The 23917-nt window shown below is 32.9% G+C and carries 18 protein-coding genes; 12 read left to right on the top strand and 6 right to left on the bottom strand.

The window, feature by feature from the left end; translation table 11 throughout:
- Positions 1-84 precede the first annotated feature (84 nt).
- The 3 genes from rpoC (at position 85) to HNP99_RS00080 (ending at position 5592) form a co-directional block, all read left to right on the top strand.
- Complete coding sequence (gene rpoC / locus HNP99_RS00090) at positions 85-4401, top strand: DNA-directed RNA polymerase subunit beta' (RefSeq protein ID WP_173850144.1); 4317 nt, start codon at positions 85-87, stop codon at positions 4399-4401.
- Between the two features lie 179 nt (positions 4402-4580).
- Positions 4581-4883, top strand: a complete 303-nt coding sequence (locus HNP99_RS00085) for a DUF3467 domain-containing protein (RefSeq protein ID WP_173850143.1) — start codon at positions 4581-4583, stop codon at positions 4881-4883.
- 352 nt (positions 4884-5235) lie between these two features.
- Positions 5236-5592: a hypothetical protein gene (locus tag HNP99_RS00080; RefSeq protein WP_173850142.1), complete on the top strand. Its 357-nt coding sequence runs from the start codon at positions 5236-5238 to the stop codon at positions 5590-5592.
- A gap of 72 nt (positions 5593-5664) precedes the next feature.
- Here HNP99_RS00080 and HNP99_RS00075 read toward each other — a convergent pair whose 3' ends face one another.
- Positions 5665-7254 (bottom strand): peptide chain release factor 3, encoded by a 1590-nt coding sequence (locus tag HNP99_RS00075; protein WP_173850141.1) that lies wholly within the window; start codon positions 7252-7254, stop codon positions 5665-5667.
- A 373-nt stretch (positions 7255-7627) separates the two neighbouring features.
- Between HNP99_RS00075 and HNP99_RS00070 the strand changes: the two genes are divergently transcribed.
- The 6 genes from HNP99_RS00070 (at position 7628) to HNP99_RS00045 (ending at position 18268) form a co-directional block, all read left to right on the top strand.
- On the top strand, positions 7628-9061 hold the full coding sequence (locus tag HNP99_RS00070; RefSeq protein WP_173850140.1) for a peptidylprolyl isomerase: 1434 nt from the start codon (positions 7628-7630) through the stop codon (positions 9059-9061).
- Between the two features lie 78 nt (positions 9062-9139).
- Positions 9140-10093 (top strand): AAA family ATPase, encoded by a 954-nt coding sequence (locus tag HNP99_RS00065; protein WP_173850139.1) that lies wholly within the window; start codon positions 9140-9142, stop codon positions 10091-10093.
- Between the two features lie 404 nt (positions 10094-10497).
- Positions 10498-13269, top strand: a complete 2772-nt coding sequence (locus HNP99_RS00060; protein WP_173850138.1) for a bifunctional aconitate hydratase 2/2-methylisocitrate dehydratase — start codon at positions 10498-10500, stop codon at positions 13267-13269.
- Between the two features lie 108 nt (positions 13270-13377).
- Positions 13378-15639: an aconitate hydratase gene (locus tag HNP99_RS00055; protein ID WP_173850137.1), complete on the top strand. Its 2262-nt coding sequence runs from the start codon at positions 13378-13380 to the stop codon at positions 15637-15639.
- A gap of 276 nt (positions 15640-15915) precedes the next feature.
- Positions 15916-16548: a PAQR family membrane homeostasis protein TrhA gene (trhA, locus tag HNP99_RS00050; RefSeq protein ID WP_173850136.1), complete on the top strand. Its 633-nt coding sequence runs from the start codon at positions 15916-15918 to the stop codon at positions 16546-16548.
- 364 nt (positions 16549-16912) lie between these two features.
- Positions 16913-18268 (top strand): C40 family peptidase, encoded by a 1356-nt coding sequence (locus tag HNP99_RS00045; protein WP_173850135.1) that lies wholly within the window; start codon positions 16913-16915, stop codon positions 18266-18268.
- Positions 18269-18446: 178 nt separating this feature from the next.
- On the opposite strand, the gene HNP99_RS00040 is transcribed toward HNP99_RS00045, so the two are convergent.
- From HNP99_RS00040 to HNP99_RS00025, 4 genes are all read right to left on the bottom strand, one after another.
- Entirely contained in the window at positions 18447-18902 is a 456-nt protein-coding gene (locus HNP99_RS00040; RefSeq protein ID WP_173850134.1) for a ferritin-like domain-containing protein, read from the bottom strand.
- Between the two features lie 241 nt (positions 18903-19143).
- Complete coding sequence (locus HNP99_RS00035) at positions 19144-19524, bottom strand: PH domain-containing protein (RefSeq protein WP_173850133.1); 381 nt, start codon at positions 19522-19524, stop codon at positions 19144-19146.
- A 23-nt stretch (positions 19525-19547) separates the two neighbouring features.
- A complete protein-coding gene (locus HNP99_RS00030) occupies positions 19548-20408 on the bottom strand; it encodes an NAD(P)-dependent oxidoreductase (RefSeq protein WP_173850132.1) in 861 nt (286 codons plus the stop codon).
- 373 nt (positions 20409-20781) lie between these two features.
- Complete coding sequence (locus HNP99_RS00025) at positions 20782-21129, bottom strand: DUF6249 domain-containing protein (RefSeq protein ID WP_173850131.1); 348 nt, start codon at positions 21127-21129, stop codon at positions 20782-20784.
- 146 nt (positions 21130-21275) lie between these two features.
- Here HNP99_RS00025 and HNP99_RS00020 point away from each other — a divergent pair, with 146 nt between their 5' ends.
- The 3 genes from HNP99_RS00020 (at position 21276) to HNP99_RS00010 (ending at position 22615) form a co-directional block, all read left to right on the top strand.
- Complete coding sequence (locus HNP99_RS00020) at positions 21276-21866, top strand: RNA polymerase sigma factor (RefSeq protein ID WP_173850130.1); 591 nt, start codon at positions 21276-21278, stop codon at positions 21864-21866.
- Entirely contained in the window at positions 21847-22260 is a 414-nt protein-coding gene (locus HNP99_RS00015; RefSeq protein ID WP_173850129.1) for a hypothetical protein, read from the top strand. The genes HNP99_RS00020 and HNP99_RS00015 overlap by 20 nt, the downstream gene beginning before the upstream one ends.
- A gap of 127 nt (positions 22261-22387) precedes the next feature.
- Positions 22388-22615 (top strand): CDGSH iron-sulfur domain-containing protein, encoded by a 228-nt coding sequence (locus HNP99_RS00010; protein WP_173850128.1) that lies wholly within the window; start codon positions 22388-22390, stop codon positions 22613-22615.
- An 80-nt stretch (positions 22616-22695) separates the two neighbouring features.
- Here the strand turns inward: HNP99_RS00010 and HNP99_RS00005 are convergent, their stop codons facing one another.
- Positions 22696-23667 carry a tetratricopeptide repeat protein gene (locus HNP99_RS00005; RefSeq protein ID WP_173850127.1) on the bottom strand — a complete coding sequence of 324 codons (972 nt, stop codon included), beginning with the start codon at positions 23665-23667 and terminating at the stop codon, positions 22696-22698.
- Positions 23668-23917: the final 250 nt, after the last annotated feature.

Raw genomic sequence — 23917 nt, 5'->3', positions numbered from 1 at the left:
TAATCCGAGGGAGGTAGAAGTATAGTAATCTATATATGTGCCAAAATCAATTTTTTAATTGCAATTAAATCAGTAGTAAAAACTATGATGAATAATAGAAATAACAACAATAATAAAGATAAGAATCCTATAAAAAGATTTAGTAAAATCTCAATAGGACTTGCTTCTCCTGAATCTATCTTGAAAGAGTCAAGAGGTGAGGTTTTAAAACCAGAAACAATTAACTACCGTACGCACAAGCCAGAGCGTGACGGTCTTTTTTGTGAAAGAATATTTGGACCTGTAAAGGATTTCGAATGTGCTTGTGGGAAATATAAAAGAATACGTTACAAAGGGATCATCTGTGACCGTTGTGGTGTAGAAGTTACTGAGAAAAAAGTACGTAGAGATAGAGTAGGTCACATCAACCTTGTTGTGCCAATTGCTCACATCTGGTATTTCCGTTCTCTTCCTAATAAAATTGGTTATATCCTTGGTCTTCCATCTAAGAAATTAGATATGATCATTTACTACGAGAGATATGTAGTAATTCAAGCAGGTATCGCTAAAAATGCTGAAGGTGAATCTGTTAAAAGACTTGATTTCTTAACTGAAGAAGAGTACTTGAATATTTTAGATACTCTTCCAGCAGATAATCAATATCTTGATGATTTTGATCCAAATAAATTTGTTGCCAAAATGGGAGCAGAATGTATTATGGACTTATTAGCACGTATTGATCTTGATGAGTTATCTTACCAATTAAGACATAGTGCTAATAACGAAACGTCTAAACAACGTAAAACGGAAGCTTTAAAAAGATTACAAGTAGTTGAATCTTTCCGTGAATCTAACTTGAACCGTGAAAACCGTCCGGAATGGATGATTATGAAAGTGGTTCCTGTTATCCCACCAGAATTACGTCCGCTTGTGCCACTTGATGGAGGTCGTTTTGCAACTTCAGATTTAAATGATTTATACCGTCGAGTAATCATCCGTAACAACCGTTTGAAAAGATTAATGGAGATCAAAGCTCCAGAAGTTATCTTAAGAAACGAGAAACGTATGTTGCAAGAATCTGTAGATTCATTATTTGATAATACAAGAAAAGCATCTGCTGTTAAAACAGAATCAAACAGACCATTAAAATCATTATCTGATTCCCTTAAAGGTAAGCAAGGACGTTTCCGTCAAAACTTACTTGGAAAACGTGTGGATTACTCTGCTCGTTCGGTAATTGTTGTTGGACCTGAATTGAAATTGTTCGAATGTGGTATCCCTAAAGATATGGCAGCCGAATTATACAAGCCTTTTGTGATCCGTAAATTGATCGAAAGAGGAATTGTAAAAACGGTAAAATCAGCTAAGAAAATAATAGACAAGAAAGAACCTGTAGTTTGGGATATACTTGAAAACGTAATTAAAGGTCACCCTATATTACTGAATAGAGCCCCTACTTTGCACAGACTTGGTATTCAAGCATTCCAACCAAAATTAATTGAAGGAAAAGCAATCCAATTGCACCCTTTAGTTTGTACGGCATTTAATGCGGATTTTGATGGGGATCAAATGGCAGTTCACTTACCATTAGGACCAGAAGCTATTCTTGAAGCACAATTATTAATGTTGGCTTCACACAATATCTTAAACCCTGCAAATGGAGCTCCAATTACGGTACCATCTCAGGATATGGTTTTGGGTCTATATTATATGACCAAAGAGAGATTGTCTACTCCAGAAAAGAAAATTTTAGGTCAAGATCTAGTTTTTTATTCTGCAGAAGAAACAAATATTGCATTAAACGAAGGAAGATTAGAATTGAATGCTAGAGTGAAAATTAGAGCAAAAGATTTTAATGATGCTGGAGAATTAGTGTACAAAATTATTGAAACTACTGCTGGACGTGTATTATTTAATGAAGTAGTACCAGAAGCAGCTGGATATATCAATGATGTATTAACTAAGAAAAACCTTAGAGATATTATCGGTCACGTATTGAATTCAACAAGTGTACCGGAAACGGCTGCCTTCTTGGATAATATGAAAGATATGGGGTACAAATTTGCCTTTAGAGGTGGATTGTCATTCTCATTAGGTGATATTAGAATTCCAGATCAAAAACCAAAATTAATTGCAGATGCTAGAGAGCAAGTTGAAGGTATCTCTGCAAATTACAACATGGGTCTTATTACAAATAACGAACGTTATAACCAAGTTATTGATGTATGGACTTCTGCAAATGCGCAATTAACTGAGTTAGCAATGAAAAACATTAGAGAAGACCAACAAGGTTTCAACTCGGTGTATATGATGCTTGACTCTGGGGCGAGGGGTTCTAAGGAGCAAATTCGTCAGTTAACTGGTATGCGTGGATTGATGGCTAAGCCTAAGAAATCGACTGCTGGTGGTGGAGAGATTATTGAGAATCCAATTCTTTCTAACTTTAAGGAAGGTCTTTCAATTCTTGAGTATTTCATTTCTACTCACGGTGCGCGTAAAGGTCTTGCGGATACTGCCTTGAAAACGGCGGATGCAGGATATTTAACAAGAAGATTGCATGATGTTTCTCAAGATGTTATTGTTAACATTGAAGACTGTGGAACATTAAGAGGTGTTGAAGTATCAGCATTGAAAAAGAATGAAGAAATTGTTGAGTCATTAGGAGAAAGAATTTTAGGACGTGTTGCATTACAAGACGTAATTAATCCTTTAACTAATGAAGTGTTAATCCAATCTGGACAACAAATTACTGAGGCGATAATGAAAATTATTGAAGCTTCTCCTATCGAGAAAGTGGAAGTTCGTTCTCCTCTTGTTTGTGAAGCGCCAAAAGGTATTTGTGCTAAATGTTACGGTCGTAACTTAGCTACAGGTAAAATGACACAAAGAGGTGAAGCAGTTGGTGTAATTGCAGCACAATCTATTGGAGAACCTGGTACACAGTTAACATTACGTACTTTCCACGTTGGAGGGGTTGCGGGTGGTATTTCTGAAGAGTCTAGTATTGTTACTAAATTTAATGGTAAACTAGAAATCGAAGATTTAAAAACTGTTAAAGGAGAAGATAATGATGGTAATGCAGTAGATATTGTTGTTTCACGTTCAACTGAATTAAAATTAGTTGATGAAAAAACTGGTATTGTATTAAATACGCATAACATTCCTTACGGATCAAGTATTTTTGTAAAAGACGGTCAGTCAGCTGCAAAAGGTGACGTGATTTGTAAATGGGATCCATATAATGGAGTTATTGTTTCTGAGTTTACAGGAAAAATTGCTTACGAAGATTTAGAGCAAGGACAATCGTTCATGGTAGAAATTGATGAGCAAACAGGTTTCCAGGAAAAAGTAATCTCTGAAGCAAGAGCTAAAAAATTAATTCCAACTTTATTAGTTTATGGTAAAGATGATGAGTTGATTCGTTCTTACAACTTACCAGTTGGAGCCCACTTAATGGTTGAAAATGGTGAGAAAATTAAAGCAGGTAAAGTATTAGTAAAAATTCCTCGTCGTTCTTCTAAATCAGGAGATATTACTGGAGGTTTACCTAGAATTACTGAGCTTTTAGAAGCGCGTAATCCTTCTAATCCAGCTGTAGTTTCAGAAATTGATGGTGTTGTTTCTTTTGGAAAAATCAAAAGAGGTAACCGTGAGATTGTAATTGAATCTAAATTTGGAGATATCAGAAAGTACCTAGTTAAACTTTCAAGTCAAATTCTTGTTCAAGAAAATGACTTTGTAAGAGCTGGTGTGCCTTTATCAGATGGAGCTATTACTCCTGAGGACATTTTAAGAATTAAAGGACCAGCTGCTGTTCAACAGTACTTGGTTAATGAAATTCAAGAAGTATACCGTCTTCAAGGGGTGAAAATTAACGACAAGCACTTTGAGGTAGTTATACGTCAAATGATGCGTAAAGTTAGAGTTCAAGATCCAGGAGATACATTGTTCTTAGAAGATCAATTGATTCATACTAAAGATTTTATCGTTCAAAATGATAAATTATATGGTATGAAAGTAATTGAAGATGCTGGTGATTCAAGCAACCTTAAAGAAGGTCAAATTGTTTCTCCACGTGAATTACGTGATGAAAATTCATTATTGAAACGTAACGATCAAAATATTGTTGTAGCTCGTGATGTAATCACTGCAACTGGTACTCCTGTTTTACAAGGTATTACTAGAGCATCGCTACAAACAAAATCATTTATCTCTGCGGCTTCTTTCCAAGAGACTACTAAAGTGTTAAACGAGGCTGCTGTTGCAGGTAAGATTGACTACTTAGAAGGATTGAAAGAAAATGTAATTGTAGGACATAGAATTCCTGCAGGAACTGGTATGAGAGAATATGATAATGCTATTGTAGGTTCTAAAGAAGATTACAATGACATGATGGCAAACAAAGAAGAATATATTTATTAATAAATAATATGTTTTAAGCTAAAAGATAGAAAGATTACCTCGTGTAGTCTTTCTATTTTAGTTTAAAATAGATTTACTTTTAATTGAAGGTAAGCAAGAGCAAAATGGGATTTGGTTGTTAAAACTAATGAAAATCCGCAAATTGCATACCACCGATAAATAACAATGAAATTCAACATATGAAAGACCAACAAGATCAAATTAATATAGAATTAGATGAGAAAACTGCTGAAGGGATTTACTCTAATTTGGCAATTATAAATCATTCTTCGTCAGAATTTGTTCTAGATTTTGTAAGTATCATGCCTGGTATTCCAAAGGCTAAAGTAAAATCAAGAATTGTCTTGACGCCACAACATGCTAAAAGATTGTTGAAGGCAATAGGAGAAAATATTCACCGTTTTGAAATCGCTCATGGCGAAATTAAAGATACTGAACAACCTCCAATTCCTCTTAACTTTGGTCCTGCTGGACAAGCATAGTTTATATTAAAGGCTCCATTTTTTTGGAGCCTTTTTTTATATCAATACAAACAATTCTACTGTATGTTCAAGCGGAGTAGAGCACCAATAATCATTAACATAACAAAAAATGGATTTAGTTGTAATGTGATTTTTTGGATATTATATAGTATTGGTAAGTCTATTACTGTCTTGTTAAAAGGGGGTTTTTAGACTTAAAAGCTTATAAATGTGCATTGTTACAGTTTTCTTTGGTAGCTAAACGAGTATTAATGTTGTTCATCGGAAATATTTTTGAGAAGGATATTCCTGCTGTACTTTTGTACTAGAATTAGAGTTATGAATTTATCTCTATCAAAAAACAAATTTTAATATGACCAATTTTTCTAAACAAAACAAAGCTAAAAGTACTCTTACTATTTTAACTTTTGTTTTGATTTTTTTATCAAGTTTCTCAGTTTTTAGTCAATCATCAGTAAAAAATGAAAATTTTTCTAGTGAAAATGAAATCACTGTTATAAATGAGATAAAAGCAGAAAATAATAAAGCAAACACAAATATGGAATTTGTTTTGTGGTTCATGGGTTCGAAACAAAAACCCAACACCACAATTTCAACTGAAGGTATTAATACTAAAAAACAAATAATGACTTCAGGAATTGCTCCAAATCGTACATTATTAAAAGCTTTCTTAAAAAAAGCAGTCAATTATGAAACGTCTTTAGCATAAAGAAATGACTTAATTTTTTACAGATATAAAAAAGCGCTAATTTAAAATTAGCGCTTTTTTTATGATAATTTTCTATTCAAACTCCGAAGTGAAAAATAGTTTAACACTCGGGTATTTATTCTGTGTCATTTGAATTGTAAAGTCTGAATCGGCGAGAAATACTAATTGACCGTATTTGTCTTTTGCTAAAAACTTTTGTTTGATACGTTTGAATTCCTTGAACTCTTCATTCTTTGGGTCATTGGGTTTAACCCAGCAAGCCTTATGTACAGGAAAGTTTTCATAAGTACATTTAGCACCATATTCATGCTCTAAACGGTACTGAATTACTTCATATTGCAATGCTCCTACAGTTCCAATAATTTTTCTGTTGTTCATTTCAAGAGTAAATAATTGAGCAACACCTTCATCCATTAATTGATCGACACCTTTATCAAGTTGTTTTGCTTTAAGAGGGTCAGCATTGTTTATGTATCTAAAGTGTTCTGGAGAGAAGCTAGGAATTCCTTTGAAACTCATTATTTCACCTTCGGTTAAAGTATCTCCAATTTTAAAATTTCCAGTATCGTGTAATCCTACAATATCTCCAGGGTAGGAAATATCTACAATTTCTTTCTTTTCAGCAAAAAAAGCGTTTGGACTAGAGAATTTTAAATTCTTTTTAAGTCTAACGTGATAGTAAGGTTTGTTTCTTTCAAATGTTCCAGATACAATTTTGATAAAAGCCAATCTGTCTCTATGTTTAGGATCCATGTTCGCATGAATTTTAAAAACAAATCCAGACATTTTTTCTTCAGTTGGATCCACTAACCTTGTTTCTGATTCTTTAGGTCTAGGTGATGGAGCGATGGTGACAAAACAATCTAAAAGCTCTCTTACTCCAAAATTATTCAGTGCTGAACCAAAGAATACAGGTTGTAATTTTCCGTCTAAATAGTCTTGACGATCAAATTTTGGATAAACTTCATCAATCAACTCTAATTCTTCGCGTAAAGTATCAGCAGGTTTTTGTCCAATTATTTTTTCTAATTCGGGATTTTGAACATCCGAAAAAGCAATAGTTTCTTCTATGTTTTTACGATTGTCTCCACTAAATAAATTAATGTTTTGCTCCCATAAATTATAGATTCCTTGAAAATCATAACCCATTCCAATAGGGAAACTAAGTGGAGTAACAGTTAAACCTAATTTTTGCTCCACTTCGTCCATAAGATCAAAAGCGTCTTTTCCTTCACGGTCCATCTTATTGATGAAAACAATTATAGGTATTTTTCTCATTCTACATACAGATACTAATTTCTCTGTTTGTTCCTCAACTCCTTTTGCAACATCAATTACAACAATAACGCTGTCTACAGCAGTTAAGGTTCTAAAAGTGTCTTCAGCAAAATCCTTATGTCCAGGAGTATCGAGAATGTTGATTTTTTTGTCTTGGTAATTAAATGCTAAAACCGAAGTAGAAACCGAAATTCCTCTTTGACGTTCGATTTCCATAAAATCACTCGTTGCTCCTTTTTTAATTTTATTATTCTTAACCGCACCAGCCTCTTGAATAGCTCCTCCAAAAAGTAGGAGTTTTTCTGTAAGTGTTGTTTTACCGGCATCAGGATGCGATATAATTCCGAAAGTTCTTCTTCTTTGTATTTCTTTTAAAAAGCTCATATTTACTGTAAATAGTTTGCAAAAGTACTATTTATAAATGCTAATTAAAAATAAATAAGAATTGCATTAACTTAATATTGAAGATAGAAAGCTAATAAGGGATACAATTAGTATTATGGATTTTAAGTATTGATATTTAGTAGATTGGTATCGAGATTGTTTTGTTTAACTCATGGCTGTATAAAATTTTGTTAATAGTAAGGTGTAAACTTGTATTATGTAATCGAATTGTTATTTTTGTTCGCCTTTATTTTAGAGAATTGTTTGTAGGAACATTTTTCTTTCTTAACTGTAATGGCGTATATTTGGTGCCGAGTACCTAGATTTCTTTTGATTAATAAGTTTCTAACTATAAAAATATAAATTTCAAATAATGCTATTAAAAACAATACAAATGAAGTCCATTACTATTACAGTTGCACTTGTGCTTTTTCTGTTTTCTACAACGATAACAAAGGCTCAAGAAATTATTACGGACAGTGTTGCAGTTGCAGTTGCTCCTGTAAAGAAAGTTCAAACGAATCAAAGACAAAAAATTGACGGAATTATTGCAACGGTTGGGGATTATATTATTTTGGATTCCGATATTGATAAATCTTATTTAGAAATTTCAAGTCAAGGTGGTTCTATAAAAGATATTACAAGATGTCAGATGTTAGGAAAACTAATGGAAGATAAATTATATGCACACCAGGCAGTTCAAGATAGTGTTAAAGTTACTGACGCTGAAGTGAAGAGCATGATGGAAGAACGTTTGAGCTATATGGTTAGCCAAATAGGAAGTATTGATAAGGTAGTACAATACTATAAAAAAGATTCAGAAGAAGATTTTAAGAGTTATTTCTTTGACCTTTTAAAGGAGCAAAAGCTTAGTTCTGAAATGCAAAAGAAAATTGTTGAAGAAGTTGAGATCACTCCAGAGGAAGTTCGTAATTTTTTTAAATCTATCCCTAAAGATGAATTGCCGCAGTTTGGAGCCGAAATGGAAGTAGCTCAAATTGTTATTGAACCCAAGATTTCTGATGCTGAAAAGCAAAAAGTAATTGATAAGTTGAATGAATTTAAAAAAGATATTCTAGCCGGTTCTAGTTTTGCAACTAAAGCAGTTTTATATTCTAAAGATCCAGGATCAGCTAGTAATGGTGGTTTTTATAAAATGAATAGAAAAACTCCTTTTGTAAAAGAGTTTAAAGATGTTGCATTTAGTTTGCAAGAAGGGGAGATTTCAGCACCATTTGAAACAACTTTTGGATTTCATATTATTATGATTGATAAAATTAAGGGACAAGAAGTTGAATTGAGACACATATTATTGACTCCTTCTGTTTCTGAGGATGAGATTCAGTCTGCAAAAGATAAAATTACACTTATTAGAAATAAGATTATTGATAAAAAACTTTCTTTTGCAGATGCTGCCAGAACAGAATCTGATCAAAAAGAAACTAGAGCTAATGGTGGTGTTTTAATTAATCCAAAAACTCAAGATACGCGTTTTGAATTAACTAAAATGGACCCAAGTCTTTATAGCCAAGTTTCTAATTTAAAGGATGATGCGATCTCGCAACCTATTTTAGATACTGATGAGAATGGAAAGAAAAGCTTTAAGTTAATTACGGTAACAAATAGAATTAACGAGCATATTGCTAACTATGCTACGGATTATATTAAGATTAAAGATTTAGCTTTAAAAGAAAAGCAAATCAAAGCAATTGGAAAATGGTTTGATGAAAAAATAAAAGAAACATATATTAAGGTTCTTGGTGAATATAGAGACTGCGAGTTTACCAATAACTGGTTGAAAAAATAATATTTTTTATAATAAATAAAAAGAGTTAGTTTTATGAAATCATAAGCTAGCTCTTTTTTAATTTAAATACTTTTCAAAATGTCTGATGTTGCAGCAATACACGATTTAGTTCAAAAACGAAATGAACTTAAAAATGAAATCGCCAAAATAATTGTAGGTCAAGATGCTGTAGTTGATCAAATCTTACTCTGTATTTTTTCTGGTGGGCATGCTTTATTAGTTGGTGTCCCAGGATTGGCAAAAACATTATTAGTTAATACTTTGGCGCAAGCTTTAGGATTAGATTTTAAAAGAATTCAGTTTACACCTGACTTAATGCCTTCGGATATTTTAGGAAGTGAGATATTAGATGAAAATCGTCAGTTTAAATTTATAAAAGGGCCTGTTTTTTCAAATATTATTTTAGCTGACGAAATCAATAGAACGCCACCTAAAACACAAGCTGCTTTATTGGAAGCTATGCAAGAAAGGTCTGTGACTATAGCTGGGGAAAACTACAAGCTGTCATTACCTTATTTTGTTTTGGCTACGCAAAACCCAATTGAACAAGAGGGAACTTATCCTTTGCCTGAAGCACAATTGGACCGTTTTATGTTTGCTATTAAATTAGAGTATCCTTCCTATGAAGAAGAAGTGCAAGTGGTGAAAAGAACAACTTCGGATGTTAAAGAAACGGTTAACGCTTTATTTACAGCACAACAAATTATAGACTTTCAACAATTAATTCGCCGCATTCCTGTGGCTGATAATGTAATTGAATATGCAGTTACACTTGTAAGTAAAACACGTCCTGATAGTGTTTTGACAAATGACTTTGTAAAGAATTATTTAGATTGGGGAGCAGGACCTAGAGCTTCTCAAAATTTAATTTTGGCTGCTAAGGCCCATGCTGCTTTCAAAGGAAAGTTTTCTCCAGATATTGAAGATGTAAAAGCAGTGGCGGTTGGTATTTTGAGACATCGTATTATTAAAAATTACAAAGCAGATGCTGAAGGAATTACTGAGGAAATGATTATTTCTAAGTTGATTTAATTAGTTGTTTTTTAATAGATTTAAATTATAATCATTGTGGGCTGTGTTTAACTATAGTTTAGTAATGCCTGATAAGTTTAATTTAGAAAGGTTCTTTATTCAAATCAGAATAAAGAGCCTTTTTTTAATTCTATTGATTTCGATATTGATAAAAAATAAATGTTATTTTGCTAATTGTTTAATATTGTTACGGTATTTTGTCAATTGTTTAATAAAAAGTAAAATAACGACGTTTTTAGCAATAATAATTTTCTAAAAGGCCACTTTTATTAAATTTTTTTTAAATCTCACCTTAAATTCGTTAATTTGCATCACGAAAAAACAAAAAAATACCAAGATAGTTTGGTTGTTTATTTTTGATATAATCAAGACAAATAGCCTTTAACATTGAAAAGAATTCTACTATGAACATTTATAACGATTATCTACAAGAAATCGAAGAACGAAAAGGGCAAGGGCTTAACCCAAAACCTATTGATGGTGCTGACTTATTAAGTACAATCATTACACAAATAAAAGATTCAGATAACGCAGATCGCGACGAATCGCTTAAATTTTTCACGTACAATGTTGTTCCTGGAACTACTCCAGCTGCAGCGGTCAAAGCGGTATTTCTAAAGGAAATTATTCTAGGGCAATCTGTTGTGAATGAAATTACTCCTGCTTTTGCTTTTGAATTATTATCACACATGAAAGGTGGTCCTTCGATTGAAGTATTACTAGATTTAGCTTTAGGTAATAATGTTGCTATTGCAAAAGAAGCTGCAAAAGTATTAAAAACACAATTTTTTCTTTACGAAGCTGATACAGCACGTCTAGAGGCTGCATTTAAAAGTGGCAGTGAAATTGCTAAGGAGATTTTAGTAAGTTATGCTAATGCAGAATTTTTTACAAAACTTCCTGAGGTTGCAGAAGAAATTAAAGTAGTTACTTATGTTGCTGGTGAAGGAGATATCTCAACTGATTTACTTTCTCCAGGAAACCAAGCTCACTCTCGTTCAGATCGTGAATTGCATGGGAAATGTTTAATTTCTCCTGAAGCACAAGATGAAATTCAAGCTTTGCAAGCGCAACATCCGGACAAAAGTGTGATGTTGATTGCTGAAAAAGGAACAATGGGTGTTGGATCATCAAGAATGTCAGGTGTGAATAACGTAGCATTATGGACAGGTAGAAAAGCAAGTCCTTATGTTCCTTTTATAAACATTGCTCCAATTGTAGCGGGTACAAACGGAATTTCGCCAATTTTCTTAACTACGGTTGATGTTACTGGTGGAATTGGGTTAGACCTTCAAAACTGGGTAAAAGTAGTTGATGAGAAAGGGAATGCTGTACGTAATGAAAACGGAGATGTTGTTCTAGAAGAGGCATATTCTGTCGCTACAGGTACTGTGCTTACTATCAATACTAAAACGAAAAAATTATACAATGGGGACAAAGAGCTAAAAGATATTTCTAAAGCTTTTACACCTCAAAAAATGGAATTCATAAAAGCGGGTGGTTCTTACGCTATTGTTTTTGGTAAAAAGTTACAAACTTTTGCTTCAAAAACTTTAGGTATTGATATCGTTCCAGTTTTTGCTGCATCAAAAGAAGTTTCTGTTGAAGGACAAGGACTTACTGCTGTAGAGAAAATTTTCAATAAAAATGCAGTTGGAACTACACCTGGTAAAGTGTTACACGCAGGATCAGATGTACGTGTAGAGGTGAACATTGTGGGATCTCAAGATACTACAGGTTTGATGACCTCTCAAGAATTAGAGTCTATGGCTGCTACTGTTATTTCTCCTATTGTTGATGGTGCTTACCAATCAGGTTGTCATACTGCATCGGTTTGGGATAATAAGTCGAAAGCAAATATTCCTAGATTGATGAAATTCATGAATGACTTTGGTTTGATTACTGCTCGTGATCCTAAAGATAAATACCTTGCAATGACAGATGTTATTCATAAAGTATTGAATGATATTACTGTTGATGAGTGGGCTATCATTATCGGTGGTGACTCTCATACAAGAATGTCAAAAGGTGTTGCTTTTGGTGCCGATTCAGGTACAGTTGCGCTTGCATTGGCTACGGGTGAAGCTTCTATGCCAATTCCAGAATCGGTAAAAGTGACTTTCAAAGGAAATATGAAAACGTACATGGATTTCCGTGATGTGGTTCACGCTACTCAATCTCAAATGTTGAAACAATTTGGAGGAGAAAATGTATTCCAAGGTAGAATTATCGAAGTACACTTAGGTACACTTACCGCAGATCAGGCCTTTACTTTTACAGACTGGACTGCAGAGATGAAAGCGAAAGCTTCTATCTGTATTTCTGAGGATGAAACTTTGATTGAATCATTGTTGATCGCTAAGAAAAGAATCCAGATCATGATTGATAAAGGAATGGATAATGCGAAACAAGTTCTTAAAGGTTTGATCGCTATCGCTGATCAAAGAATCGCTGACATCAGATCTGGTGCAAAACCAGCTTTGACTCCCGATGCAAATGCAAAATATTATGCAGAAGTTGTTATTGATCTTGACATTGTACAAGAGCCAATGATTGCAGATCCAGACGTTAATAATGCAGATGTTTCTAAAAGATATACACACGACACTATTAGACCATTATCATTTTATGGTGGAACTAAAAAAGTTGATTTAGGATTTGTTGGATCATGTATGGTTCACAAAGGAGACTTAAAAATCCTTTCGCAAATGCTTAAAAATATTGATGCACAATTTGGTAAAGTAGAATTTAAGGCACCACTTGTTGTTGCGCCGCCAACGTACAACATTGTTGATGAGTTGAAAGCAGAAGGTGACTGGGAAGTGTTGCAAAAATACTCTGGTTTCGAATTTGATGATAATGCGCCAAAAGGAGTAGCACGTACAGGATATGAAAATATTCTTTACTTAGAACGTCCAGGTTGTAATCTTTGTATGGGTAACCAAGAAAAAGCAGCAAAAGGAGATACTGTAATGGCAACTTCTACACGCCTTTTTCAAGGAAGAGTTGTTGAGGATGCTGAAGGTAAAAAAGGAGAGTCATTACTTTCTTCAACGCCAGTTGTTGTGTTGTCTACAATCTTAGGTAGAACGCCTACTATGGAGGAATATAAAGCAGCAGTGAAAGGAATTAATCTAACGCAATTTGCACCATCTCATAAGTTATTAGTTCAATAATAAATTAAGATTTGTTAATTATATCAAAAAGCCTGAGTCAATGACTCAGGCTTTTTTTATTTTTCGTACCTTGTGGTATCTAAAATACAATACTTAAAACAATTATATATGGCATTTGATATTGAAATGATTAAAAAAGTGTATGACAACATGACAAGTCGTGTTGATGCTGCACGAAAAGTAGTTGATCGTCCACTTACTTTAACCGAGAAAATTTTATATAGCCACTTATGGGATGGAAAAGCGAAGCAGGCCTATGGACGAGGTGTTGATTATGTTGATTTTGCTCCAGATAGAGTAGCGTGTCAAGATGCAACTGCACAAATGGCTTTGTTGCAATTTATGCATGCAGGTAAGAAAACAGTTGCTGTTCCAACAACAGTTCATTGTGACCACTTGATTTTAGCAAAAGTAGGAGCAGAGAAGGATTTAGCTGTTGCAAAAGAACAATCAAGCGAAGTTTTTGATTTTTTATCATCAGTTTCAGATAAATACGGTATTGGTTTCTGGAAACCAGGATCGGGAATTATTCATCAAATTGTTTTGGAAAATTATGCTTTTCCAGGTGGGATGATGATTGGTACCGATTCACATACTGTAAATGCAGGTGGTTTAGGAATGCTTGCTATTGGTGTTGGTGGAGCTGATGCTGTAGATGTAATGTCAGGAATGGGATGGGAATTGAAATTTCCTAAATTAATAGGAGTGAAGTTGACCGGAAAATTATCGGGTTGGACTGCTCCAAAAGATGTGATTTTAAAAGTTGCTGACATTCTTACTGTAAAAGGAGGAACTGGAGCAATTGTTGAATATTTTGGTGAAGGGGCGACTAATATGTCTTGTACTGGTAAAGGTACAATTTGTAATATGGGTGCCGAAATTGGTGCTACAACTTCTACATTTGGTTACGATGATTCTATGCGCAGGTATTTAACTGCTACTGGTCGTCAAGACGTAGTTGATGCTGCAGATAAGGTAGCTGATTATTTAACTGGTGACCCTGAGGTTTATGCAAACCCAGACAAGTATTTTGATCAAGTTATTGAAATTAACCTTTCAGAATTAGAGCCACATATCAATGGACCATTTACTCCAGATAGAGGTACTCCTGTTTCTGAAATGAAAGCGGAAGCGAAAGCTAATGGATGGCCAATAAAAGTGGAATGGGGATTAATTGGTTCTTGTACGAACTCTTCTTATGAAGATATGGCTCGTGCGGTATCAATTGTGAACCAAGCCGTAGAACATGGTATTACTCCTAAAGCCGAGTTTGGTGTTAATCCAGGTTCTGAGCAAATTCGTTACACTATTGAAAGAGACGGTATGATTGCTGCATTTGAAAAAATGGGGACTAAAGTATTTACAAATGCTTGTGGACCATGTATTGGTCAATGGGATAGAGCTGGTGCAGATAAACAAGAGAAAAATACAATCGTTCATTCGTTCAACCGTAACTTTTCTAAAAGAGCAGATGGTAATCCAAATACGCATGCTTTTGTAACTTCTCCAGAAATGGTTGCGGCATTAGCAATTGCAGGAAGATTAGATTTTAACCCACTTACGGATACATTGTTAAATGACAAAGGAGAAGAAGTTAAATTGACCGCGCCTTATGGTGATGAATTACCTAAAAAAGGATTTGAAGTAGATGATAATGGTTTTCAAGCTCCTGCAGCTGATGGATCAGCTGTTCAAATTGTGGTTAGTGAAACTTCAGATAGATTACAACTATTAGCACCATTTGACGCTTGGGATGGTAAAAATATTACAGGAGCTAAATTGCTAATTAAAGCATTTGGTAAATGTACTACGGATCATATTTCTATGGCTGGACCGTGGTTGCGTTTCCGTGGACATCTAGATAATATTTCAAACAATATGTTGATTGGTGCTGTAAATGCTTACACTCAAAAAACAAATTCGGTTAAAAATCAATTAACTGGTGAATATGGTGCGGTTCCTGCTGTAGCGCGAGCGTACAAAGCAGCTGGTGTTCCTTCTGTTGTTGTTGGAGATCACAATTACGGGGAAGGTTCTTCTCGTGAGCATGCTGCAATGGAGCCTCGTTTCTTAGGTGTTAAGGCGGTATTAGTGAAATCTTTTGCTCGTATACACGAAACGAATCTTAAAAAACAAGGACTTCTTGGGTTGACATTCGCTAATGAAGCGGATTATGATAAGATCCAAGAGGATGATACAATTAATTTTATAGATTTAGTTGATTTTGCACCAGGAAAACAATTAACGGTAGAGTTTGTTCACGCTGATGGAAGTAAAGATTTAATCTTAGCAAATCATACGTACAACGAAGGACAAATAGGCTGGTATGTAGCTGGTTCAGCATTAAATTTAATTGCTGCCGAAGCTTAATATTATCATTTATTATATATTTAAACGCTCTGTGTAAACAGAGCGTTTTTTTTGTTTAAAGTTTTTTTCTAGCTAGGAATTTATGGAAAGAAAGTGATTCCCTTTTTTTATTTGATAACAAAGTAGTTAGGTTGCTTTAATATTCTAAAGATGGTATTTTGAATTAAAATTGAATTTTTCTCTCAATCAATAAGTTAAATCCGACGTTATATTTGTATCTTTAATGTAGGTTTTAATTGTGCAATTATTCATAATCCTCAATAGAATACATACAATATGGAAGAAAGAGATCAAACTAGAAAAGAAGAATTGGCTAACGGAATTTCACATTTTTTAGGAGTGATTTTTTGCTTAATTGCAATACCGTTTCTAGTTGTAATAGCTTATCAAGAACATGATTTGGTTACAGTTTTGTCTGTTCTAGCGTTTGGAATAGGGATGTTATTAGTATATTCTTTTTCGACTCTGTATCATTTAGTGGTAAAAGAGAAAATAAAGCATGTGCTTAATATTGCAGATCATATTAGTATCTATTATCTCATTGCAGGAACTTATACGCCGTTAATGGTTGTTTATTTAGATAAAAAAAACGCAATAATTTTTCTAAGCATAATGTGGTCAATAGTTTTGTTAGGGACTTTTTTTAAGATTTTTTATACTAACCGTTTCAAAATACTTTCTACAGTATTGTATTTATTAATGGGTTGGATGATAATATTTGTAGTTAAACCACTGTGGGGAGTTGTGCCTCTTTCAGTTTTTTTGTGGATTCTTGCCGGAGGATTAAGCTATACTATTGGGGTTTATTTTTATGTAAAGGGACTAAAAAGTTATTATCACACAATTTGGCATGTTTGGGTCCTATTAGGTACGGTTTTCCATTATGTTGCAGTATTAAAAAGTTTGTAAAACATTTATTAAATAGTTCATAGATGAGATTTGTAATTTGTAAGATACTTGCTTTTCAATATATTATATTTTGAAAGGGTTTTCTATTTCTCAATTATAATGAATAACAAATTAATTAGAATGAACCTTTTAACTTAAAATTCAATATATAGTAAAGCATTCTGTGTTAACAGAATGTTTTTATGTTTTACATAGTTTTGTTAAAAAGAATATAAATGGATGTTAAAAATTGCGATATTTCCTTTTATAGGTTAAATTAGCTTTTTTTAATACTTTATCGTGAATATTTACGTTACAGTACCAAAGAAAATCGATAAGCTTAGATCTTTTAAGTTTAATAGCATATAGAATTAAAAAAGTGTTTATGAAGTATACTAGTTGGATTTTAGGAATGGTTTTTTTAAGTGGTTTTAGTGCATTTTCTCAAGAGAAATATACTGAACACACCGTTGCAAAAGGAGAGACAATCAGTAAAATTGCGCAGCAGTATAAAGTCAAATCTAGTGCTATCTATGCGCTTAATCCTGAGTCGAGAAAAGGAATAAAGTACAAAGGTATTTTGCTAATTCCTATTAAGGCTGGAAAATCAAAAAGTACTGTTGCAACTGTTTCTAATACTAAAATACATACTGCTTATCCTAAAGAAACGTTGTATAGTATTGCAAAAAAATATAGCATTACCGTTGATGAATTATACGCCGTTAATCCAAGTTTAAAAAAATCAGGATTAAAGAACGGTCAAAAAATACAAATTCCAGTTACTACTTCAAATACAGCTTTAATCTCAAACGAGAAAACACAACAAGCACCAGAACTGGTTTCTGTTGAAAATTCGGTTCCCCAAGAAATTACTCCAACTCATAACACTACAGGAACTATTGTTCGTGAAATTTTACCTAATGAAACTAAGTACGCCATTGCAAAGGAATACGGAATTTCAGTAGCGGACATTGATAGTGCAAATCCTATTCTTGAAACTGAAGCACTAAAAATTGGGCAAAAAATTATTATTCCAATAAAAGATGATAATAGTAGTAATGTTTTGGCTATAGCCAAAGTAACTCCAAAAATTGAAACAGTAACCGCAATTGCTGAAACTACTATAACTCGCGAGGTACTTCCTAAAGAAACTAAATACGGAATCGCTAAAGAATACGGAATCACAGTAAAGGAATTGGAAAATCAAAATCCTAATATTGTAAACGGACTTCCAGTAGGATATAAATTAAATATAACTAGTAAAAATGAAATTGCTTCTACTATATCTAATGAGGCAATAGTTGCTAATGATTCTAAAGAGCATGAAGGTTCTAAAGGTTTTAAAAGTACTAAGGATGATGATTTTTTAGACCAATTAGTGTCTACAGCTTCTGAAAATTTAGGGACTCGTTATCGCTATGGTGGTACAACTAAAAACGGTATTGATTGCTCTGCTTTAATGTGTAATACTTTTAGTGCATTTGACATTCAGTTGCCACGAACTTCAATCGAACAATCGCAATACGGTGTTGTAGTTAACAATGAAGAAGCTAAAAAAGGAGATTTGATTTTCTTTAAAACAAGCAGAAGAAATCGTATAAACCATGTAGGGATGGTTGTAGATGTAAATGATGGAGATATAAAATTCATTCACGCATCTGTTAGTGAAGGCGTAATTATTTCCTCAGTAAAAGAAAAATACTATAGTAAAAGAGTAACGCAAATCAACCGTGTGCTATAACTGAAAATAAAAATCAGTCACGTCATAGATAACTAATACAGATCATTAGGTAAAATATTTAATTAAACACTTGTAAAAGTTTTTGCAAGTGTTTTTTTTTAATATTTTCTATAAAAGCATTATGTTTTAGTGTTGTCAAAGCAACGTGAATCGCTTTTTGTTATCATTACCCGCTGATTTATATAAAATGAGAATGACACATAGCTTGAACTCTATCGTGGTCAGTTTTGAGGTCTAAATATTGAAATTTTAGAATGTCAAGCACTTCAAATGACAAATCAGTCCCATGTTCTCTTATAGCATCTTCATAGTTTTTTTTAACTACATCTTCACCGTATTCACAAGATTCTAAAATAAATTTTCGGTCTTTATTTGTAAGTGCGGCTTTAACATCCATCCATATTCTAAAAAACTTGCCAGTAAAGCGAGTACTTTTTACTGGTTCTCCACCTAGTTTTAACACTTCTGATAAAAGTGCTTCTTTGCATTTTTTACTCGTTGTTATAAATTGTGCGAATAAAATTTTTAAATCATTCTCTTCCGTTTCGTTACTAGCTGTCTCGTAACCTTCTATTCGGTCATTGTTTATTTGAATCAGATTATTTAATAATCCTATAGTTTTTATATCGTCCATGAATATGTTTTTTAGTTGTATCATTGTTTCGTTATAGAACAAATATCCAACAAACACACGAAAAACTATTTACAGAATTTTTTCTAAAGTTTATGCCATTTTCACTTTAACTTTTCGATATGATTTATGAATAAATAGACTTAGTAAAACAGTGTATTTTTTGCAAAAGCATAAAAAAAACTGCTATAGATTCAATAGCAGTTTGATTGTATTAGTAAATGTTATGAAAATTGTATCAGGACTATTTTAGTACATGGTGAGCAAGAACTTTCTGTACTTCATAGACATTCACTGATTTGTTAAACTGTTTTCTAATGCTAGGTTGTAATTCGCTAGAAACCCAAATTTTTAATTCGGCATCAAGGTCAAATGTACCCGCAGTTTCAATACTAAATCTCGAAATACTTTTGTAAGAAATCGATTTGTATTCGGTTTTACTACCGGTTAGTCCTTGTTTGTCAACTAATATCAATCGTTTAGTAGTGAAAATAAAGGTGTCACGAATTAACTTAAACCCCATTTCAATTTCTTCTCCTTCAGTTAAAAGTTGGCCATAATCCTTAGTTAATTGTTCTTGACTCACTGCTCCGGCATTGCCTAATAGTGCTGAAAATAATCCCATAATTCGCTGTTTTTTATTAAATATTATTTGTTTTTTAAACTACTTATAATAGCCATAACGTCTTGATCTCCTAATCCTTCTTCCTGAGCAAGTACAAAGGTATCATAAAGGGGGTGAATTAAAGGAGAGTCTAGTCCAGCCTCTTTGGCTAATCTTAAGTCTTTAACAAGATGTTTTAGTGCAAAAGCAGCGGGATAGGAGTCGTTTAAAATTGCAGGAGCTTTAATAGCGGTGATTCCGTTACCACAGGCACCTTGGTTAATAATATTCAACATGTCTTCCTTGCTAACACCATTTTTATCGGCAAATAAAACAGTTTCAGCTAAACCTTGTAAATTAAGACCTAGAAGATAATTAATTGCTAATTTGGCGGCACTTGCTACACCAGCTTCACCTACGTGAATAGCCACTTTTCCTAAAATTTCAAAAATAGGTTTTACTATTTCGTAATCGGCATTGTTAGCGCCTACAAGAATTACAAGTGAGCCTTCTTGTGCTGGTTTTACACTTCCAGAAACTGGAGCATCTATAAAATGAACCTGTTTTTTGCTACAAATAGTGGCAAGATAACGAGACGTTTCAGGAGAAACGGTACTCATGTTAATGATGATTTTTCCGTGGTTATCTTTCGAGAGTAAACCTTGCTCACTTTCAAAAACTTCTTTTACCGCCTCATCATTAGATAACATCGTGATAACAACATCACAAGCTTGTAATAAAGCTTCTGGAGTAGCAGCTGATGTTGCTCCGGCTGATATTAAATCTTGTTCTTTGTCCTTGGTTCTATTAAAAATAGTTACCTCTAAACCTGCTTTTAATAAATTTTTCGCCATTGGATTTCCCATATTTCCAAGGCCTATCCATCCTATTTTTAATCTATTCATTTTTATAATGTATTGTTGTTTTATTAGAAATGTTGAGATTGAGCTACCTCAGAAAGCGAGTACTAAATTACCGTTTATTTTATAAAAAAAGAATAAAGAATTGTTAGGATATTTTTAATTTCATCTTGAGTTTTTATAGAGCTATTTCCTGCTGTCGTTACATTCTTATTTCATTAATTTCCTTTTTTATAATGCCCTAAAAGGAGCTTCTTTTAGTCGCTCTTTTAGTTCAATAAAAAATAAAAATTAATTTCACAAGAATTTCACTCCCATCAGGGCTAATACATGTGGTTTTGAAATTTATTTTTTTTTGCACAAAAAAACTGCTATTGATGAAATAGCAGTTTAAGTTGATTGATGTTTGAAACGGTATTTAGTTATTTTCTAAATTCTTAGTCATTTTAAATCCAATTAGTAATCCAGTACCCGCAGTCAGGAAGATGATTCCTGGAAATAATGCTTCGCTGGTAACGTTAAAAATGGTTTGAATAATTATAGCGAGTAATATTCCCGCTCCAATACCCATTAATAATACGGCTAGATTTAAGATAAACATTCTCCACATTGGTGCGTTTTTTTGTCTTTTGGACATAAAAATACTAGCGTCAGCTCCTTTTTCAATAAGTGCTAAGCGCTCTTTGTTTCTCGTTGAAAAAAATAAATAAAATACGCCAAAGACTGCTCCGAAAATGGTCATTACAATAAAAACTTCTGGTCCCATGATTGTTTGTTTTTTAATTGATTACTTTTAATGTGTTCCTAGCTTAGGACGATAGAAGTTTTACTTTGGTTACAAGTTTTGTCATTTTTTTATTTTTTTAAAATTAGTTGTAACCAAAATTCAATAGTAGCAGTCTTACCATGTACATGACTCAAATCGAAGATACATATTATATTACCAAAATAATAACTGGCGACACAAAAGCATTTGCTGTTTTGGTCGATCGGTACAAAGATTTGGTGTTTACATTAGCATTGCGAATGCTTAAAAATAGGGAAGAAGCAGAGGAGGTTGCACAAGACACCTTTATAAAGGTATTCAAATCAATAAATAAGTTCAAAGGTGATTCTAAGTTTTCTACCTGGATCTACAGGATAACATATAACAGTTGTTTAGATGTTTTAAAAAAATACAAGCAAGAATATAAACTAGATCCTATTGACGAATATACCGAACGGCAGTTAGTTACTTTTGAAAATGCTTTTGACGCATTGGCCGATAAAGAACAACGACAGACCATTGAAACGTGTTTGCAAAAATTGCCTGAAGAAGATGGTTTTTTATTGACTTTGTATTATTTTGAAGAGCAATCCATAGATGAAATTGCTAAAATTGTAGGTTTAACGACGAATAACGTTAAAGTCAAGCTGTTTAGAAGTAGAAAAAAGTTGGCTTATCTATTAAAGGATAGCTTAGAACCAGAAATAATTGAGCATTATGAACGCGAAAGAAAATAAGGAAATAGACAACTTAGTGAATAAAATGATGAAGAAAGCTACTTTAGAGTCGCCTTCATTTGATTTTACTGCTCAAATAATGGAACAAGTTAATTCATTGCAACAATCCAAAGTAACCATTTATGAACCTTTGATTTCAAGAAAAGCTTGGTTTTTTATTTGCACGGGCTTAGTAGCTTTGATGGGATATGTTTTATTAGGAACACAACAACAACCCACTAGCTGGGATCATTTTTTAGATTTAAACATTTTTATAAATGATGCTTTTTCCATTGCATTGCATCGTTTCTTATTTTCGAATGTTATGCTGTATTCTTTAGCTTTTTTGTCGGTAATGGTGCTCGTGCAAGTGTTTTTTTTAAGTATGTTCTTCAATAAGAGATTTGAGAATTAATTAATTCATTAGCTTTTTTAAAATAGAATTAATGTAAATAGGGTTTTAAATCATAAAAAAAGTACTAGAGTTAATAACGTTCAAAATATATTTTACAATCTTTGAAGTCAAAATAACAAAGTGCATTATGAGCAAGACAAAATTAACAATCAACAAGAACGGTTCTATAAAAATAGAAGGAGATTTTGAAATAACAGACAGTCAAGGTCAAGTTTACGGACTTGAAGGTAGAACGGCTTTGGGTCTTTGTAGATGCGGATTATCTGCTAATAAACCTTTTTGTGATGGTTCACACCGCAATGGTTTTGAACATGAATCAACGGCATTTGATTTGCCACCTATGAAAACAAAGTAATTCATCTTTTTTCTAGTTGAATCATAAAAAAAGCTGCATTTTTTAAATGTAGTTTTTTTGGTTTTATACTTTATATTTTATTAGTCTTGAGAAATATGATTGTCTTTTAATATTTGGTCGAACTGTTCTTCTTTCCCTTCTTTTTTCATTTCAGTATAAATCATGCTGATTAATGTTTCGGCATCAGTGCGATATGGAGATTTGTGTTCAACATATAAATTGTATGCTTTGCACATATTGTTTAATCCTTTTTCATAATCTTTTAAATTTGTTGCGTAAACATTACCTAAACCGTAATATACTTCAGGGTTGTTACTGTCAACTTTAGCTAACTTTTCATAGGATTTAATTACATTATCGTAATCCTTTTTATGCAAGTAAGCAACGGCAATGTTTTGTAATGGCATTAAGCCGTTTGGGTCAATTTCAATTGATTTTTTATACGCTTCGATAGCTTTGTCAAATTCATTTAAATAGCGATAATTAATTCCCAAGTTATCCCAAGCAAAAGCAAATTTAGGATCTTCTTTTACTGCTTTTTCAAAATAATCAACTGCTTTTTTGAAGTTTTCTTTTTCGGACTCTTTTTGTCCTAATGAATAATATTCACGTGCTTTTTTGTTATTTGAAACCGAATTTTCATTTACTTTTTCATTGCTAGAAGCCTTGTCTTTCATGGATGGACAATTGCTCATGAGGTATCTTTCTAATTCGTAATAGGATGTTTTGTATTCTTTAGAATTCTCATCTAAATTGATCGCGATGTCAATTTGCTTTTTTTCATCAGTTTGTTTTGATATTTTGTCTAAATCAGGAATGTTCAAAAGCTTTCTTCTTATTTGTAAGTCTCCTGCTTGCTTGTTTAGGCACGCACTAATTTCTAGCGAAACTTCCTTATTGTTTTTATTGTATGCATTGATTGAGTCGATGCACTTGCAGCCGTTTTCGGCTAATTCTTTTAAAAGGTTGTCTGGGTTTTTAGTGTTGTTTTCTTGTGCGTTTCCTTGTGTGAAAAAAGAAAAGATTGCAAATAGGGTTATTATTTTTTTCATTGGTTTGAACTTTTTCAAGAGTTAGTTATCCAAATATAATAATAAAGAGTTTTGTTATGTAGTAAAGTAATGGCTTATTTCTTGTTATTTTAAATGATTTATTAAATCTTAAAGTTGAGGTTGTCTAAATGTTTTAATTGCGTAAGGGATAGTAGCCAATGTCATTAAGTTAAGGATTAGATCACTCTTTTATAGTTATTTACGGATTTATATTTTCCTGATTGTCTTATTTTCGATTTTCTACGTTCAT

The organism is Flavobacterium gelidicaeli, assembly GCF_013294005.1.
Classification (GTDB): domain Bacteria; phylum Bacteroidota; class Bacteroidia; order Flavobacteriales; family Flavobacteriaceae; genus Flavobacterium.
Note: the sequence above shows the minus strand (reverse complement) of the source record. Positions and strands in the feature narration are given on the sequence as shown.